This is a genomic window from Streptomyces sp. NPDC088197, from assembly GCF_044741185.1.
Classification (GTDB): Bacteria; Actinomycetota; Actinomycetes; order Streptomycetales; family Streptomycetaceae; genus Actinacidiphila.
The window spans coordinates 299,720-316,346 of sequence record NZ_JBIUSD010000009.1 but is presented as its reverse complement, the minus strand read 5'-3'; the positions used below and the strand labels follow the sequence as shown (position 1 = coordinate 316,346).

17 protein-coding genes are annotated in these 16,627 nt (G+C 73.0%); 8 read left to right on the top strand and 9 right to left on the bottom strand.

The window, feature by feature from the left end:
* The first annotated feature begins 124 nt into the window (after positions 1 to 124).
* Entirely contained in the window at positions 125 to 1,276 is a 1,152-nt protein-coding gene (locus tag ACIOC1_RS23240; protein ID WP_401856227.1) for an acetyl-CoA C-acetyltransferase, read from the top strand.
* A gap of 6 nt (positions 1,277 to 1,282) precedes the next feature.
* On the opposite strand, the gene ACIOC1_RS23235 is transcribed toward ACIOC1_RS23240, so the two are convergent.
* The 5 genes from ACIOC1_RS23235 to ACIOC1_RS23215 all read right to left on the bottom strand — a co-directional run bounded on the left by ACIOC1_RS23235 (position 1,283) and on the right by ACIOC1_RS23215 (position 5,390).
* Positions 1,283 to 1,792, bottom strand: coding sequence for a VOC family protein (locus ACIOC1_RS23235; protein WP_401856226.1), 510 nt, complete (start codon positions 1,790 to 1,792; stop codon positions 1,283 to 1,285).
* 97 nt (positions 1,793 to 1,889) lie between these two features.
* Positions 1,890 to 2,963 (bottom strand): NAD(P)H-dependent flavin oxidoreductase, encoded by a 1,074-nt coding sequence (locus ACIOC1_RS23230; RefSeq protein WP_401856225.1) that lies wholly within the window; start codon positions 2,961 to 2,963, stop codon positions 1,890 to 1,892.
* Positions 2,960 to 3,775: a CoA-transferase subunit beta gene (locus tag ACIOC1_RS23225; RefSeq protein WP_401856224.1), complete on the bottom strand. Its 816-nt coding sequence runs from the start codon at positions 3,773 to 3,775 to the stop codon at positions 2,960 to 2,962. The genes ACIOC1_RS23230 and ACIOC1_RS23225 overlap by 4 nt, the downstream gene beginning before the upstream one ends.
* Entirely contained in the window at positions 3,772 to 4,644 is an 873-nt protein-coding gene (locus tag ACIOC1_RS23220; RefSeq protein ID WP_401856223.1) for a CoA transferase subunit A, read from the bottom strand. Before ACIOC1_RS23220 ends, ACIOC1_RS23225 begins: the two co-directional genes overlap by 4 nt.
* The gene (locus ACIOC1_RS23215; protein WP_391043208.1) at positions 4,641 to 5,390 is read right to left on the bottom strand and encodes an enoyl-CoA hydratase family protein; all 750 of its coding nucleotides are present in this window, start codon (positions 5,388 to 5,390) and stop codon (positions 4,641 to 4,643) included. Before ACIOC1_RS23215 ends, ACIOC1_RS23220 begins: the two co-directional genes overlap by 4 nt.
* 111 nt (positions 5,391 to 5,501) lie before the next feature.
* Between ACIOC1_RS23215 and ACIOC1_RS23210 the strand changes: the two genes are divergently transcribed.
* Together ACIOC1_RS23210 and ACIOC1_RS23205 are read left to right on the top strand one after the other, a co-directional pair.
* Positions 5,502 to 6,284, top strand: a complete 783-nt coding sequence (locus ACIOC1_RS23210) for an SDR family oxidoreductase (protein WP_401856222.1) — start codon at positions 5,502 to 5,504, stop codon at positions 6,282 to 6,284.
* A gap of 4 nt (positions 6,285 to 6,288) precedes the next feature.
* Positions 6,289 to 6,936, top strand: a complete 648-nt coding sequence (locus ACIOC1_RS23205) for a TetR/AcrR family transcriptional regulator (protein ID WP_355337624.1) — start codon at positions 6,289 to 6,291, stop codon at positions 6,934 to 6,936.
* Between the two features lie 270 nt (positions 6,937 to 7,206).
* On the opposite strand, the gene ACIOC1_RS23200 is transcribed toward ACIOC1_RS23205, so the two are convergent.
* On the bottom strand, positions 7,207 to 7,692 hold the full coding sequence (locus ACIOC1_RS23200; RefSeq protein ID WP_355338068.1) for a nitroreductase family deazaflavin-dependent oxidoreductase: 486 nt from the start codon (positions 7,690 to 7,692) through the stop codon (positions 7,207 to 7,209).
* Positions 7,693 to 7,739: 47 nt separating this feature from the next.
* Positions 7,740 to 8,966 carry an acyl-CoA dehydrogenase family protein gene (locus ACIOC1_RS23195; RefSeq protein WP_355337621.1) on the bottom strand — a complete coding sequence of 409 codons (1,227 nt, stop codon included), beginning with the start codon at positions 8,964 to 8,966 and terminating at the stop codon, positions 7,740 to 7,742.
* A 283-nt stretch (positions 8,967 to 9,249) separates the two neighbouring features.
* Here ACIOC1_RS23195 and ACIOC1_RS23190 point away from each other — a divergent pair, with 283 nt between their 5' ends.
* From ACIOC1_RS23190 to ACIOC1_RS23180, 3 genes are all read left to right on the top strand, one after another.
* Positions 9,250 to 9,516, top strand: a complete 267-nt coding sequence (locus ACIOC1_RS23190; RefSeq protein ID WP_355337618.1) for a hypothetical protein — start codon at positions 9,250 to 9,252, stop codon at positions 9,514 to 9,516.
* Positions 9,517 to 9,569: 53 nt separating this feature from the next.
* A complete protein-coding gene (locus ACIOC1_RS23185; protein WP_401856221.1) occupies positions 9,570 to 10,748 on the top strand; it encodes a thiolase C-terminal domain-containing protein in 1,179 nt (392 codons plus the stop codon).
* Positions 10,749 to 10,822: 74 nt separating this feature from the next.
* Positions 10,823 to 11,755, top strand: coding sequence for a trypsin-like serine peptidase (locus ACIOC1_RS23180; protein WP_401856220.1), 933 nt, complete (start codon positions 10,823 to 10,825; stop codon positions 11,753 to 11,755).
* Between the two features lie 27 nt (positions 11,756 to 11,782).
* Here the strand turns inward: ACIOC1_RS23180 and ACIOC1_RS23175 are convergent, their stop codons facing one another.
* Both ACIOC1_RS23175 and ACIOC1_RS23170 read right to left on the bottom strand, forming a co-directional pair.
* Positions 11,783 to 12,253, bottom strand: a complete 471-nt coding sequence (locus ACIOC1_RS23175; protein ID WP_401856219.1) for a Zn-ribbon domain-containing OB-fold protein — start codon at positions 12,251 to 12,253, stop codon at positions 11,783 to 11,785.
* Positions 12,217 to 12,669, bottom strand: a complete 453-nt coding sequence (locus tag ACIOC1_RS23170) for a DoxX family protein (RefSeq protein WP_355337606.1) — start codon at positions 12,667 to 12,669, stop codon at positions 12,217 to 12,219. The genes ACIOC1_RS23175 and ACIOC1_RS23170 overlap by 37 nt, the downstream gene beginning before the upstream one ends.
* A 184-nt stretch (positions 12,670 to 12,853) precedes the next feature.
* Here ACIOC1_RS23170 and ACIOC1_RS23165 point away from each other — a divergent pair, with 184 nt between their 5' ends.
* Together ACIOC1_RS23165 and ACIOC1_RS23160 are read left to right on the top strand one after the other, a co-directional pair.
* Positions 12,854 to 14,035 carry a flavin-containing monooxygenase gene (locus tag ACIOC1_RS23165; RefSeq protein ID WP_401856218.1) on the top strand — a complete coding sequence of 394 codons (1,182 nt, stop codon included), beginning with the start codon at positions 12,854 to 12,856 and terminating at the stop codon, positions 14,033 to 14,035.
* Positions 14,036 to 14,346: 311 nt separating this feature from the next.
* Positions 14,347 to 16,524 carry an acetate--CoA ligase family protein gene (locus tag ACIOC1_RS23160; RefSeq protein WP_355337600.1) on the top strand — a complete coding sequence of 726 codons (2,178 nt, stop codon included), beginning with the start codon at positions 14,347 to 14,349 and terminating at the stop codon, positions 16,522 to 16,524.
* The last annotated feature ends 103 nt before the right edge of the window (positions 16,525 to 16,627 follow it).

The following is a 16,627-nucleotide window of genomic DNA, read 5'->3' as shown; positions in this document are numbered from 1 at the left end:
ACGCACCTCATCGCACGCCACCGCGCCCTCACCTCAAGGCACGTCACCTCACATCGCCTCACCTCTCTCATCACCCTCACGTCACCTCTCGTCACCTCCCAGCCCTGCGAGAACGGAGCCCCCGATGCCCGATGCCTACATCGTCGAAGCGGTACGCACCCCCGTCGGCCGCAAGAACGGCGCGCTCGCCCCCGTCCATCCCGCCGACCTCGGCGCCCATGTGCTGACCGCCCTGGTCGAACGCGGCGGCTTCGACCCCGGCGCCGTCGAGGACGTCGTCTTCGGCTGCGTGGACGCCATCGGCGGCCAGGCCGGTGACATCGCCCGCACCTGCTGGCTGGCGGCCGGACTGCCCGAGCACGTACCGGGCGTGACCGTCGACCGGCAGTGCGGCTCCTCCCAGCAGGCCGTGCACTTCGCGGCGCAGGCCGTGCTGTCCGGCACCAGCGACCTGGTCGTGGCGGGCGGCGTCCAGAGCATGTCCCGGATACCGATCGGCGCGGCCATGGTGGTGGGCCGCGAGTACGGCTTCACCGATCCGTTCTCCGGGTCCACCGGCTGGCGCGCCCGCTACGGCGACCAGCCCGTCAGCCAGTTCGGCGGGGCCGAACTCATCGCCCGCGACTGGGACATCAGCCGCGAGGACATGGAGCGCTTCGCGCTGGAGAGCCACCGTCGCGCCCTGCACGCGCTCGACAGCGGCTGGTTCGCCCGCGAAACGGCCGCCCTCCCCGAACTCGCCACCGACGAGGGCCCCCGCCGCGACACCTCGGCGGAGCGGATGGCCGCCCTGCCGTCGATCGTGCCCGGCGGCCGGCTCACCGCGGCCCTGTCCTCGCAGATCTCCGACGGCGCCGCCGCGCTGCTCGTCGCGAGCGAACAGGCGGTGCGCGACCACGGCCTGACCCCCCGCGCGCGGATCCACCATCTGTCCGCCCGCGGCTCCGACCCGATCCGCATGCTGACCGGGCCGATCCCCGCGACCGAACACGCCCTGGCCAGGACGGGCATGTCCATCGGCGACTTCGACGCGGTGGAGATCAACGAGGCGTTCGCGTCCGTGGTGCTGGCCTGGCTGAAGGAGACCGGCGCCGACCCCGATGTGGTCAACCCGTGCGGCGGCGCCATCGCCCTCGGCCACCCGCTGGGCGCGACCGGCGCCCGGCTGATGACCACCCTGCTGCACCACCTGGAGCGCACCGGTGGCCGCTACGGCCTCCAGACCATGTGCGAGGGCGGCGGCCAGGCCAACGTCACCGTCATCGAACGGCTCTGATCCGGCTCACGCGCCGGGTATCGAGCCGCTCCTCCGCGTCACGTCGATGATCGCGAACCTCGCGCCCTGGTCGTCGGCGACGACGGCCATCCGTCCGAACGGCGAGTCCTCCGGCCCCATGACGACCCGTCCGCCGAGCCGGCCCACGGTGTCGGCGGCGGCGTCGCAGTCCGCGACCACGAAGTAGACCTGGAAGGCGGGCGGCTCGTCGCCGCCGCCGGACGCGCTGTTCATCCGGCCGGCGAGCTGGCCCTCGGGGTCGCCGGGGCGGGACCACACCTTGTAGTCGAAGTGGACGCCGTCACCGACCTGCACGCCGTCGTAGCCGAACACCGTCTCGTAGAAGGCGTCGACCGCCGCCGCGTCCCGCGTGTGGTTCTCGGTCCAGCAGTAGGCACCGGGCACGTTGACCACGTCGAATCCGGGGTGGCCGCGGAGCTGGAAGGCGCCGAAGAAGGAGCCGCCCGGCCGCGAGGTCGGGAAGCGAGACGTCGGCCCAACAGGGAGCGCCTTCACCGAATGCGGACATGAGCTGGTTCCTCTCGCGAATGTCTGGAATGCCACCGTAACCAGTGATCTTCCCGCCCGCACGAGAGAGAATTCGAACATATGGTCAATTCTTGAGACGGCCCAGGACTTCCTCGGTTTCGGCCATGATCCGGTCCACCAGCTCCGCGCACGAGGGCAGGTCGGCGATCACTCCCGCCACCTGCCCCGAGGCCATGACGCCCAGGTCAGCGCGCCCTTCGACCATCGCGGCGCGGAGCAGCACCGGGGTGTTCGCGGCCATCAGGACCTGCGGCCAGCTCAGCTCGCGGGCGCCGCGCATCGCCCGTCCCTCCCGGAGCATCGCGCGCAGCGGCGTCCCGGACAGCCGGGAGAAGCGGACGGCGTTGCGCAGCGCGCGCGGGTAGCGGACGAGGGGGCCGCCGCGTTCCAGCGAGCGGACGAATTCGGTGGCGAGGACGCGGTGCGGCACGCCGTCGACCTCGATGGTGACGAGGGTGCCGGTGACGTCGGCCGCCAGGTAGCGGTCCTGGACGGCGCGCGGCACGGGCGCGTCGGAGGTCAGCAGGAAGCGGGTGCCCATCGCGATGCCGTCGGCACCGTAGGCGAGGGCCGCGACGAGGCCGCGCCCGTCGAAGAAGCCGCCCGCGCCGACCACGGCCACCCCGCTGCCCCGCAGCGCGTCCACCACCTGCGGCAGCAGCAGCGTGGTCGGCACCCGGCCGGTGTGCCCGCCGCCCTCGCCGCCCTGCACGATCACCGCGTCCGCGCCCCACTCGGCGACCTTCTCCGCGTGCCGCCGCGCCCCGACCGACGGCACCGCGACCATCCCCTCGTCGTGTGCGGCGCGGATCAGCTCCCTGGTCGGCGCCTGGGCGAAGGACGCCACCCGTACGCCCTCGCGGCCCATCAGCGCGATCCGCCGTGCCGCGTCCGGCGCGTCGGCCCTGAGGTTGACCCCGAAGGGCCGTCCGGGGGCCGCCGCCTTGACCTCGGCGACGGCCGCGGTCAGTTCGTCGTACGACAAGGTGGCGGCGGCCAGTACGCCGAGGGCCCCGGCGTTGGCCGCGGCGGCGACGAGGCGGGGGCGGGCGACGTATCCCATACCGGTCTGCACGATGGGGTGGCGGATGCCGGTGAGGTCGGTGAGGCGGGTGCTCAGCGGACCGTCGGCGGTCATGCGGGGACCTCGCGGTCGCGGGCGGAGCGCGGGTCGAGGACGTCGCGCAGGACGCGCAGTTCGGCGTCGGTGGGCTGTCGGGTGGTGGGGACGCGGGCCGGGACGGTGAGGCGGAAGCCGGTCGCCGCTACGACCTGCTCCAGGGTGACGCCGGGGTGCAGCGAGGCGAGCCGCATGTGGTGGCCGGGTCCGCCGAAGTCCAGGACGCACAGATTGGTGACGACCGTGCGCAGACCGTGGAAGCGCGCGGCGCGGCCGACGGCGGCGGCGCGGTCGTAGCCGATGCCGCAGACGACGTCGACGCGCTCGACGAAGGCGCGCGGGGCGTGTCGGGGCACCCAGTAGCTGGTGGTGTGGTTGACGGTGTTGCCGGGGGCGCCGCGCGCGCCGAGGAGCTGCCGGGTGGGGCGGGCCCAGGGGCCGATGCAGGAGATGTTGGCGTTGCCGTACGCGTCGATCTGGCTGGGGCCCATCATGACGTGGCGCCGCCCGCGCGCGGCCAGGTCGAGGACCGCGCGGTAGGGCAGCCAGCCCTCGACGGTGAGCGCGTCGGGTGCCGCCCCGAGGGGGATGTCGCCGGCCAGCAGATAGGCCAGCCCGTCGCTGAGCACCAGGTCGGGGGCGAAGGTGGCGCGGGCGAGGCGGGCGCCGAGGGTGGGCACGACGCCCATGGGGCTGGCCAGGATCTCGCCGTCGCCGCGCCAGGCGTCGGCGCAGGCGGTGACGCAGATCTCGGCCCTGGTGGCGGGGGCGGTCGCCGCGGCGGTCGAGTCGTTCGGGGGCGCGGTCGGGCCGGTCGGGGGCGCGGTCATCGGGTCGCCTCCTCGTGGAAGTTATCCACAGCCTGTTGATAAGACGATTCATCCATATGGCTGAGGAAGCGTTCGGCGAAGGCGGCCCAGGCCGCCGGGTCGGCCGCGGCGGTCGCGTAGGCGCGCTGGAACGGCTCGTCGCGGCCGTATTCGGGTGGGCACTCGGTGAAGTGCGCGCCGCGCGGCGCCTCGATCACGCCGTGGGTGAGGTAGCGGTGCAGGACGAGGGCGTGCACGCACCCCGCCTCCTTGAGCAGGTCCGCGGTGGGCACGACGCGTTCGGCCGACACATAGGCGGCGTCCGCGGCCTGGCAGAACAGGTCGTCGAAGAACTGGTCGGGCCCGGTGAGCGCGGCGCTGCCCGCGGGGTCGGCGAGGTTGGCGTGCACCAAGGCGGCGTCCAGCCGCAGCGGCGGTACGGCGACCACCTCGTCCCCGGTGCCGTAGGGGTCGGGGAGCACCCGCAGCTCGGGCGCGTACCGCAGCACGTCGGCGCCGAGCCCGGCGCGTACCGGCATGAAGGGCAGCCGGAGGGCGGCGGCGCGCAGCCCCGCCAGGAACATGCCCTCGTCCATTTCGAGCGCCTTGACGGTGCTGTTCTCGCGGGCGGCGCGGAAATGCGGCTCCAGGGGGACGGAATCGAGGGTGACGAAGCCGTAGACGACCTTGCGGACCTTGCCCGCCGCGCACAGCAGGCCGACGTCGGGGCCGCCGTAGGAGACCAGAGTGAGGTCGGTGAGCGGGGAGCGGAGGATCGCGCGCACCAGGGCCATCGGTTTGCGGCGCGAGCCCCAGCCGCCGATGCCGACGGTCATGCCGTCGGCGAGGTGCGCTATCGCCTCGTCGGCGGTCATGCGCTTGTCCGTCATCCGGCGCCTCCCTCGGTGAAGGCGTCGCGCAGCCGGTCGCCGACGCCCGCCAGGTTGAGTTCGAAGGTGAAGCCCTGCTCGTAGCGGTAGGAGCGCTTGACGTCGACCGGGTCGATGCCGTTGAGCGACTGTTTCGCGGCCCTGACCACCTGCGGGTCCTTGGCGGCGACCGCGGTGGCGATCTCGACGGCTGCGTCGCGCAGACGATCCCTGGGGGTGAGCGCGAGGACCGTGCCGTAGCCGTGCAGCTCGGCGGCCGTGGCGTTCTGCGACGTGTAGACCATGTGCCGCATGCGCTGCTGCGGTACGAGCCTGGCCAGGTGCGTGGCGGCGCCGAGCGCGCCCCTGTCGACCTCGGGCAGGCCGAAGTACGCGTCATGGGAGGCGATGACCAGATCGGCGTTCCCGGCCAGGCCGACGCCGCCGCCGAGGCAGAAGCCGTGCACGGCGGCGATCACGGGGACCGGACAGTCGTAGACGGCGGAGAAGGCGGCGGCGCATCCGGCGTTGGCGCCGAGCAACGCGTCGAATCCGGCGGTGCTCTGCATCTCCTTGAGGTCGACCCCCGCGCAGAATCCGCGGCCCTCCGCGCGCAGGACCACCGCCCGCACCTCGGGGTCCGCGCCCTGCGCGGTGAGCGCGTCGGCGAGTGCGAACCAGCCCTTCACGTCGATCGCGTTGACCGGCGGCGCGTCGATCACCACTTCCGCGACGCCGGTCCCGGGACGTGCCACCTGTATCGCCATGCGCCGTCCTCCGCCCGCTCGTTGGCCTTTTACGGATGTACGGATCCGGATCCCGACCGATGTCCGGCACAGATCTGACGGATCGTCAGTTCCTCTGGCACGATAGCCCACGTGACGGACGACCTGGAAGGGCGAGTGGCGGTCGTGACCGGCGGCACGCGCGGCATCGGCCGGGGCATCGCCGAGGCGCTGGCGGCGGCCGGCGCCCGGGTGCTGGTGTGCGGGCGCACACCGCCCGCGGACCTGCCGCCCGGTGTCGCCTTCCGGGCGGCGGACGTCCGCGACCCCGAGGCGGTGCGGGCGCTCTTCGCGCACGTCGCCGAGGCGTACGGGCGGCTCGACCTGCTGGTGAACAACGCGGGCGGCTCCCCCGCCGCCGACGCCGCCACCGCCTCGCCGCGCTTCTCGCGGGCGGTCGTCGAGCTGAATCTGCTGGCGCCGCTGTACTGCGCACAGGCCGCGTACGCCCTGATGGCCCGCCAGCCGGACGGCGGCTCCATCGTCAACATCGGCAGCGTCAGCGGCAGCCGCCCCTCGCCGGGAACCGCCGCATATGGCGCCGCCAAAGCGGGCCTGGCCTCTCTCACCCGCTCGCTGGCCGCCGAGTGGGGCCCCGCGATCCGGGTGAACTGCCTGGTCGTGGGCTTGGTGCTGACGGACCGCTCGGCGGCGCACTACGGGGAGGGCGACCCCGCCGTACAGCGCGCGGTGGCAGCCGCCATACCGCTGGGGAGATTCGCGGAACCGGCCGACATCGCCGGTCCCGTCCTCTTTCTGGCCTCCTCGTCAGCACGCTATGTAACCGGTGCTGAGCTGCATGTTCATGGTGGCGGTGAGCTGCCTCCCCATTTGCAGGCGGCCGAATCGCGCGCTGATCACCCGTCGGTAAACTGACGGCATGACAGGACAAGTTCGCACCGTCGACGGCCGTGTTGCCGGTCGCCGCGGGCAGGCGACGCGGCAGAAGCTGCTCGACTGCCTGGGCGAGATGCTCAGCACGTCGCCGTACCGGGACGTCAAGGTCATCGACGTCGCCCGGATGGCGGGCACCTCCCCCGCAACGTTCTACCAGTACTTCCCCGACGTCGAGGGCGCCGTTCTCGAACTCGCCGACGAGATGGCCAAGGAGGGGGCGGGCCTGACCGAATTGGTCGCGGGCCGCTCCTGGGTCGGCAAATCAGGCGCCCAGGCGGCCGAGGAACTCGTCGACGGTTTCCTCTCCTTCTGGCGGAAGCACGACGCCATTTTGCGCGTCGTCGACCTCGGAGCAGCGGAAGGGGACAAGCGGTTCTACAAGATCCGCATGAAGATCCTCAACGCCGTCACCAATTCCCTGACCGACTCCATCAAGGACCTTCAGAGCAAGGGCAAGGTCGACAAGGAGGTCAGCCCGGCGGCCGTCGCCGGATCGCTGGTCGCCATGCTGGCCGCTGTCGCCGCTCACCAGAAGGGCTTCACGAGCTGGGGCGTCAAGCAGGCCGAGCTGAAGCCGAATCTCGCGCTGCTGGTCCACCTCGGTGTGACCGGAAAGAAGCCCGCCAAGTAGCGGACGCGGCACGCACCGCTTTTTCGCGTTGACGTTTCGCCGTCCTGCCAGAAAGTCACGCCCTGACGCGGGCGCCGCACAGTCCTCGGGGGAGGTACGCGGCGCCCGCGTCTTCGTGTGGGTGACGGCACGGATTCCCGGCTTCGTGTACACACTTCCGTGTGCACGCCTCCGTGTTCACGCTCCCGTGCGCGCGACTTCTGCCCGCGTCTTCGTGTGGGTGACGCCCCCCTATCCGCGTCTTCGTGTGGGTGACCCTTCACCCCCGCCTCACTCGCGCGGCGTCAGCCGGAACACCCGGATCTCGCGCGTCACGCGGGAGGCGTAGACCGCGTAGGGCGGCCAGAAGGCGACCAGCGCCTTCCAGGCGGCGGCGCGGTCGTCGCCGGTCAGCAGGCTCGCGGTGACCTGGAGGTCGCGGCCCCGGCCGCTGACCACGGCGTCGGGATGCGCCAGCAGATTGGCCGACCAGGCCGGATGCCCCGGACGGCCGAAGTTGCTGCCCACGAGAACGAGGGTGCCGCCGTCCTCCGGCATGCACGCCAGCGGCGTACGCCGCGGCAGTCCGCTGCGTGCGCCGGTCGCGGTGAGGACGACGCCGGGCAGCAGGCTCGCGCTGACCAGGAACCTTCCGCCGGTCAGCCGGTGGACCGCGCTGTCCATGACCGGCACCACATGCGGCGCGATCTTGGCGAAGGCCCGGGTGGCCGACACCTTCTGCACGGACCTGCCCAGAACGCCGGTCCTGCTGACCACACCGCGCCCGCTGACGGCGCCCTTCACGTCGACGTCGGCCGCGCCGCTCACGCCGCGCTCCTGACCACCGAGAGCGCGAAGAGCCCCGCCCGGTCCGCGGCGTGCGCGCGCAGGGCGTCGACCGGTCCGAAGAGCAGTCCGTCGGCGGTGGCCCGCTTGAAGTACAGATGCGCGTGGTGCTCCCAGGTGAAGCCGAGGCCGCCGTGCAACTGGATCGCCGCGCCCGCCACCATGCGCAGCGTTTCCAGCGCCTGGGCGAGGGCTACGGGCGCGGCCAGCTCGAATTCGGCGCTCGCCTCGGTGTCGTCCGCCCCGGAGGAGGCCCCGGCCGCCCAGGCGGCGTAATAGGCGGCGGACCGCGCCGCCTGAAGCTGTACGTACAGGTCGGCGAGCCGGTGCTTGACCGCCTGGAAGGAGCCGATCGGGCGCCCGAACTGCTCCCTGACCTTCACGTATTCCACCGTCGAGGTGAGCGCGTGATCGGCGGCGCCCACGGCTTCCGCGGCCAGCGCGGCGGCGGCGAGGCGGCCGGCGTCGGCCAGGGCGGCGGCGGGGGCGCCGCCGAGCGCTTCGGCGGGAGTGTCGCGCAGCTCGACGCGGGCCAGGGGCCGGGTCTCGTCGAGCGCGGTCAGGCGGGTGCGTACGAGCCCCGGTGCGGTGGATTCGACGAGGAAGAGCCGGGTACGGGTGGCCGCGTATCCGCCGGTGTGGGCCGCCACGATCAGCAGGTCCGCGCTGTGCGCGCCGAGCGCGCGGTCCGCCTGCCCGTAGAGCAGGTGCCGTCCTGGCGGCCCGTCGGCCGCCGCGCGGGCCTGGACGCCGCCCGCCCGGCCGCCACCCGCCCAGTCGCCGTCATTGGGCCCGGTGAGGGCCAGCGCGGTGGCCGGCGGGCCAGCGGTGACCAGCGCGGCGGTCAGGGTGCCGTCGGCGATCCGCGGCAGCAGGCGAGCCCGCTGCTCCTGGTTGCCGAGGGCCGCAATCAGGGGCGCGGCCAGGACGGAGGTGCCGAGCAGCGGGGACGGCAGCAGCGCCCGGCCGGTCTCCTCGCAGGCGAGGACCAGTTCGGTGGGGCCGCAGCCGACTCCGCCGACCGCTGCGGGCAGCGCGAGCCCCGGCAGGCCGAGCGTCTGCGCGAGATGGCGCCACAGCGCCTCGTCGTGCCCCGCCGCCGTGGCGACGGCGGCCCGCACATCGTCGGGACCACAGCGTTTGTGCAGCAGGTCCCGCAAAGTGCGCCGGATTTCGGCCTGCTCGTCGGTGAACGCGGCGTCCATCGGCCGCTCCTCCCTGCCGCGACTGCGATCTGACGGGCCGTCATCTTAGGTGCCCCCCGCCACGATGCCCAGGCCCGTGCACCGCCGATACGCGAGCCGGCGCCAAGGCCAGACCTGGTGGCGGGCGCCACACCAGCGCCCGGGCGGATACACCAAGCCGCGGCACCCCACGGCCGCCACCCGTGCGCGGCCCCACAAGAGCGCCCGCCTGGGACCGTAAAGCCGACCCACCCCGGACCCCCGCGCACCGACGCGCGCGCCCCGGCGGGGCATCATGTCCCGCATGACCAGCAGCAGCCAGCCGCCGGGGGCGCCGCGGCGCAGCGCCCTCCGCCGCTTCCTCTCCCCCGGCCCCGACTCCTCGACGACCCAGCTCAGGGCATACGCGTGGACGTGGGCGATCTTGCTGGTGGTGTGGATCAGCGCGCAGTTCTGGGCGCATCCGGACGGGCTGCGCAGGGCGCTGTACATCCTGCTGTCGCTGGTCTCGATCACGCAGGCACTGAGCGCGCTCGCACTGCTGAGCAAGCGGTCGGACAGGCGACGCTGAACCCGTACCGGGACCGTATCGCCGCCACCCGAATCTGATGTACCGTCAGATTCATGGCTCAACGCCCCCGTGGACAACGTGCTGTGGCGGTCGTCGGTGTCGCCCTGTCGGACTGCGGACGGGTGGACGACGCCACCGCGTACGCGCTGCACGCGCAGGCGGCCAGGCGCACGCTCGCCGACTCCGGTCTCGACCGGGCCGTGGTGGACGGCCTGGCCTCCGCCGGGCTCGGCACGCTGGCGCCGGTCGAGGTGGCCGAGTATCTGGGGCTGCGGCCGACCTGGGTGGACTCCACGGCCGTGGGCGGCTCGACGTGGGAGGTGATGGCCGCGCACGCGGCGGACGCCATAGCCGCGGGCCACGCCAACGCCGTGCTGCTCGTCTACGGCTCCACCGCCCGCGCCGATCTCAAGGCGGGCCGCCGTACCGCCAATCTGTCCTTCGGAGCGGGCGGCCCGCTCCAGTTCGAGGTCCCCTACGGCCACACGCTGATCTCCAAGTACGCGATGGCCACGCGGCGCCACATGCACGAGTACGGCACCACCTTGGAGCAGCTCGCCGAAGTCGCCGTCCAGGCGCGGTCGAACGCGGCCCGCAATCCCGACGCCATGTACCGCGCGCCCATCACCGTGGACGAGGTGCTGTCGGGGCCGATGATCGCGGACCCGTTCACCAAGCTGCACTGCTGCCTGCGCTCCGACGGCGGCGGCGCCGTATTGCTGGCGGCCGAGGAATATGTGCCGGATTGCGCCAAGCCGCCGGTATGGGTGCTGGGCAGCGGCACGTCGGTGTCGCACACATCGATGGCCCAGTGGCCGGACTTCACCGTCTCCCCCGCCGCGGCCTCGGGACGGCTGGCCTTCGAGCGCGCGGGGGTGACGCCCGCGGAGATCGACCTGGCGGAGATCTACGACGCCTTCACCTATATGACGCTGGTAACGCTGGAGGATCTGGGGTTCTGCGCCAAGGGCGAGGGCGGCGCCTTTGTGGCGGACGGGCGGCTGACGGTGGACGGCGCACTGCCGGTGAACACCGACGGCGGCGGCCTGTCCGCCTGCCACCCCGGTATGCGCGGTCTTTTCCTGCTCGTCGAGGCCGTACGGCAGTTGCGCGGCGAGGCGGGTGAGCGGCAGGTGCGCAAGGCGGGCGGGCGGCTGCCGGAGCTGGCCGTCGCCTCGGGGACGGGCGGCTGGTTCTGCTCCTCCGGCACGATGGTGCTCGGCCGGGGCTGAGGCCGGGCGGTCCGCACCGGTCAGCGCCGGTGTCCCGGCCGTACGCGGCCGGGTGCGCCCGATACCCTTCCCGCGTGCTGCGACGCCTCCTGCTGCCCGCCGTGTGCACCGCCGCGCTGGTCCTGGTGTCGGTGCTGCTGCCCGGTGCCGGACGCCCGCGTACGGCGCCGCACTGGACGAACAGGGCCGCCGCGCGCTTCTGGACCCCCGAGCGGATGGCCGACTCCATGCCGTCGTCGGTCCGGCAGCTCGGCCCGGCAGCGGAACCGGGCACCGTGCCGGGACCGTTCACCCGCTCCGAGACCGCGACGCACTTCGGGGGCGTCCCGACCGTCGGCATGCTCTTCTCGGTCGACGGCGACATGACCGCGCACTTCTGCACCGCGAGCGTCGTGCACAGCCCCGGCCGCGACCTGATCCTGACCGCCGCGCACTGCCGACCGGGCGCGAACATCGGCTTCGTACCGCAGTTCCGCGCGGGTGCGGCCCGGCAGCCGTACGGGATCTGGGCCGTCTCGCAGGTCTTCACCGACGCGCGCTGGGCACCCGCGGACGACGCCGAGTCCGCCTACGACTTCGCCTTCGCCCGGGTCGCGCCGGACACGGACGGGCGGCGGATCGAGGAGGTGACGGGCGGCAACCGCCTGATCCGTACGCCCGGCTTCCACAATCGCGTCACCGTCATCGGCTACCCGCGCACCTCCGACGACCCGTCCGACCAGGCGATCACCTGCACGACGACCACCTCGCGGCTCGAAGGGCTGCGCCAATTGCAGCTGGTGTGCGCGGGTTACTTCGCCGGCACCTCCGGCAGCCCGTGGCTGCTCGACTACAACACCCGCACCAAGAGCGGCAGCGTCATCGGTCTGATCGGCGGCGAGGACGAGGGCGGGCTGTCCGACCGGATCTCGTACAGCCCGTTCTTCGACGACGCGATCCAGGCGCTGTACCGGAAGGCGGTACGGGCCCGGTCGCATACGCCGCACATGGTGACGGCCAAGCGCTGACGCCCGTCTCACGCGGGCGGCAGGGGTTCAGGCCGGGCGGAAGACGGGGATCGCGGGCTCGTCCTCGGGCGGGGTTCCCGCGTCCGCGCCACGGCGGAAATCCACCCTCAGCGGCATGCCGATCCGTAATCCCCGCGCTGCGCAGTCGATGACTTCCGTCATCATGCGCGGCCCTTCGGCGAGATCGACGACGGCCGCCGCGTAGGGGAGCCGGTCGCGGAACGGCGGCAGGTCGTTGAGGTGGACGACCGACCAGGTGTAGAGGGTGGCGAGGCCGGAGGCGGTCTCCCAGACCACGTCCTCGCTCCAGCAGTGCGGGCAGAATTCGCGCGGGTAGTGGTGCGCGGCGCCGCATCCGTCGGCCCGGCAGCGCCGGATGAGCAGCCGCCCCTCGGCCGCCGCGTCCCAATAGGTCCGGGTGAAGGCGTCGGTTCGCGGCAGGTCGAACCGCGCCGCGCCGCTCACCGGAACAGCCCGAAGGCGTCGTCCAGCGACCATGTCTGCCAGCTCACGGCGAAGAACGCCACGACCGAGATCAGCGCCATCATCGCGTTCTGTCCCTGCTCGGCCCAGTCGTGGATCATCAGGACGAGGTAGAGCAGGTTCAGCAGCAGGCCGCCGACGAGGGCGACGGGGGTGAGCAGGCCGGTGATCAGCCCGAGCCCGAGGGCGAGTTCGGCGTAGACGACGACGTACGCCATCAGGCGAGGGCGCGGGGCGACGACCGCCGCGAAGCCGGTGCGCACGAAGGGCCAGCGGTGCCGCTCGGCCACGTCGGCGGCCCAGGCGATGCCCGTACCGCGCGCGAACCACGCCTTTTTGTCCTTGTGCCGCCAACTCTCCAGCCACCACAGCCCCAGCCCTATGCGCAGTACGGCCAGCCATTCCGGGCCGCTGAGCCAGATCGCGCGCATGCCGGACCTCCTCCAAATCTGACGGTACGTCAGTTCAGCGGACGGCGGGCGGTATGCGCAAGAGGCCGGACCGAACCTCGCCGACCGATCCGTTCCGGGCTACGCTCACACGCGCGCGAGCAGTTACCTTCCGGTACCGCCGCAACTCGTTTCTCGTACGACTTTCAGGCCCCGGGAGTTCTCCATGTCCCACCCCAGCAACGCCGGTTCGGGCACACCCGCGAGCAGCGCGACCGCCGAGCCGGACGCCATCGTCATCGGCGCGGGACCCGGCGGCCTGGCCGCCGCTGCCGCGCTCAGAGCGCGAGGGGTGCGCCCCCTGGTACTGGAGCGCTCGGAGCACCTCGGCGCCTCCTGGCGCGCCCACTACGACCGGCTGCGCCTGCACACCACGCGCCGGCTGTCCGCGCTCCCCGGTCTCCAGATCCCGCGCGCGTACGGCCGTTGGGTCGCCCGCGACGACGTGGTGCGCTACCTGGAGCAGTACGCCGAGCACCACGACCTGGACATCACCACCGGCATAGCGGTGGAGCGCGTCGACCGCGCGGCGTCGGGCGCGGGCTGGGAGCTGCCCGCCAACGGCGGCCGGGTGCTCACCTCCCCCGTGGTCGTCGTCGCCACCGGCCACAACCACGCGCCGCACATACCGGACTGGGAGGGCCGCGACACCTTCCCCGGCGAACTCCTGCACTCCGCCGCCTACCGCAACGCCGCGCCCTACGCCGGGCGCGACGTGCTCGTCGTCGGCGTCGGCAACAGCGGCGCCGAGATCGCCGTCGACCTCGTCGAAGGCGGCGCCGCCCGGGTACGGCTCGCCGTCCGCACCCCGCCGCACATCATGCGCCGGTCCACGGCGGGCTGGCCCGCGCAGGCCAGCGGCATCCTGTGCCGACGGCTGCCGACCCGCGTCGTCGACCGCGTCGCCCCGTACATCGAGCGGGCCAGCGTGCCCGACCTGTCGGCGTACGGCCTGCCCCGCCCGGAGACCGGCCTGTACGCGCGCGTGCTCGACGGCTCCATCCCCGTGCAGGACGTGGGCCTGATCGACGCCGTACGCGCCCGGCGGGTCGAACCCGTCGCCGCCGTCGAGCGCTTCGACGGGGACAAGGTGCACCTGGCCGACGGCTCGCAGATCAGCCCCGAGGTCGTCATCGCCGCCACCGGGTACCGGCGCGGCCTCGAACCGCTCGTCGGCCACCTCGGCGTACTCGACGGGCGCGGGCGCCCGGTCGCGCACGGCGCCCGCTCACCCAAGGGCGCCCCCGGTCTGTACTTCACCGGCTTCACCAACCCCATCAGCGGCATGTTCCGCGAAATGGCCATCGACGCCCGCCGGATCGCCCGGAAGGTGTCCCACACCCGCTGACCCGTACGCGCCCGCTTCGTACGTACCGCCGCGGCACCCGGGCGTGCGCGCGCTGCCGCACGCCCGCTCCCACACCCCCGCTCCCACATCCCCCTCTCTCCATACGCAGGCGGCCGACCCGCTGGGGACGCCGGAACCCCGCGTCCCCGCGTCCCCGCGTCCTCGCGAGCGAACCGGACGCCGCGCGTCCGCACCCCGCACAGGGCCGCACATTTCTTTTCCGTGACCCGACTGTTCCTGACAGGTCGTCAGTTCAGTAATCTGACTATGCGTCAGTTCTGTAGACCCAGCAGCAGGAGGGGGCGAGACCGATGCTCGGATCCACGTTCAGCACCCGCAGTCCCGGCCCGGGGCCCGTCGCGCGCGGCGGGTCGGACACCGATGTCGGCGGCCGTCCGCTGCACGCCCCCGTACCCGACCTCGACAGGTTCTTCCGGCCACGGACGGTGGCGGTGGTCGGCGCGTCCGACACCGAGGGGCGGCCCAACACCGGCATCACGCGACAGCTCCTGACCTGGTCGCAGCGGGTCGGCGCCCAGTTGCTGCCGGTCAACCCCGGCCGGGAGACCGTCTTCGGCCTGCCCTGCCACGCCTCGGTGGCCGATCTCCCCGAGGACGTGGACCTGGCGGTGCTGCTGGTCGCCGACCCGCTGCCCGTGATCGAGCAACTGGGCGAGGCGAAGGTCTCCTTCGCCGTGGCCTTCGCCTCCGGCTTCGCCGAGACCGGCGCCGAGGGCGCGGCGGCCCAGACCCGGCTGGCCGAGGTCGTCGCCCGCTCCGGCATGCGGCTGCTCGGACCGAACACCAACCTCAACGCCTTCGAGGAGTTCCGCGAGGACCTCACGGGACCCGCCATCGCGCTGATCACCCAGTCCGGCCACCAGGGCCGCCCCCTGCACTCCCTCCAGCAACTCGGCATCCGGCTCAGCCACTGGGCGCCCACCGGCAACGAAGCGGACCTGGAGACCGCCGACTTCATCTCCTACTTCGCCGGGCAGCCCGAGGTCGGCGCCATCGCGGCATATGTGGAAGGGCTCAAGGACGGCAGGTCGTTCTGCCTCGCCGCCGACCGCGCCGCCCGGCGCAAGGTGCCGGTGGTGATGGTCAAGGTGGGCCGCACCGACGCCGGGGCCAGGACCGCCGCCTCGCACACCGGCAAGCTCACCGGGACCGATTCCGTGATCGACGCCGCCCTGCGGCAGTTCGGCGTGATCCGCGTCGACGGGCTCGACGAACTCCAGGACACCGCGGCCCTGCTGGCCCGCGCCCGGCCGCCCGCCGCGGACGGGGTCGTCGTCTACTCCATATCCGGCGGCACCGGCGCGCACTTCGCCGACCTGGCCACCTCGGCCGGGCTGCGGCTGCCCGCGCTGTCGGAGGCCAAGCGCACCGAACTCCACCAGTGGATCCCGGACTACCTGAACGTCGCCAACCCGGTCGACAACGGCGGCCACCCGGTGGGCGACTGGCGCGGCCGGAAGATCATCGACGCGATCCTGGCCGATCCGGCCGTCGGCGTACTGATCTGTCCCATCACCGGCCCCTTCCCGCCGATGAGCGACAAGCTGGCGCGCGACCTGGCGGACGCGGCGGAGGAGACGGACAAGCTGATCTGCGTGGTGTGGGGCTCCCCGGTCGGCACCGAGGACGCCTACCGCACCACCCTGCTCGGCTCCTCCCGGCTGGCGACCTTCCGCACCTTCGGCAACTGCGTCACCGCCGTGAAGTCCTACCTCGACCACCACCGCTTCACCGCCGCCTACCGCTCGCCCTTCGACGAAGCGCCGCGCACACCGTCGTCCTCGGCGCGCAAGGCGCGCGGCCTGCTGCGCGCGGGCCACCAGCTCAGCGAGCACGCGGCCAAGCAACTGCTGCGGGCGTACGGGATCCGGGTGCCCCGCGAGCAGTTGGTGACCAGCGCGGCGGGCGCCGTCCGGGCCGCGGGCCTGGTCGGCTACCCGGTGGTGATGAAGGCTTCCGCGGCGCAGCTCGGGCACAAGACGGAGCTGGGCCTGGTCAGGCTCGGCCTCACCTCGGCCAGCCAGGTCAGGGACGCCTACCGCGAACTCACCGACACCGCCCGCGCCGCCGACATCGACCTGGACGGCATCCTGGTCTGCCAACTCGTCGAGCGCGGCGTGGAGATGGTGGTCGGCATCTCGCCCGACCCGCTCTTCGGCCCGACCGTCACCGTGGGACTCGGCGGAATCCTGGTCGAGGTCCTCGCCGACACCGCCGTACGCGTGCCGCCCTTCGGGCCGGACACCGCGCGCGGCATGCTGGACGACCTGCGGGGCCGCAGGATCCTCGACGGGGTCAGGGGGGCGCCGCCCGCCGATACCGACGCGCTCGTCGACGTGGTCATGCGCGTGCAGCGGATGGCGATGGAACTGGGCGACTCGCTCGCCGAACTCGACATCAACCCGCTGATGGTGCTGCCGCGCGGGCAGGGCGCGGTCGCGCTCGACGCACTGGCCGTCTGCTACTGACCGCGCCGACCCGTACGCCGACGATTCGCCCCTCCCGGGTCCGTGCCGGAACGGTCCGCGCCGGAAGGGCGCACGCCGACACGACCCGCTCCCGGACGCCGCG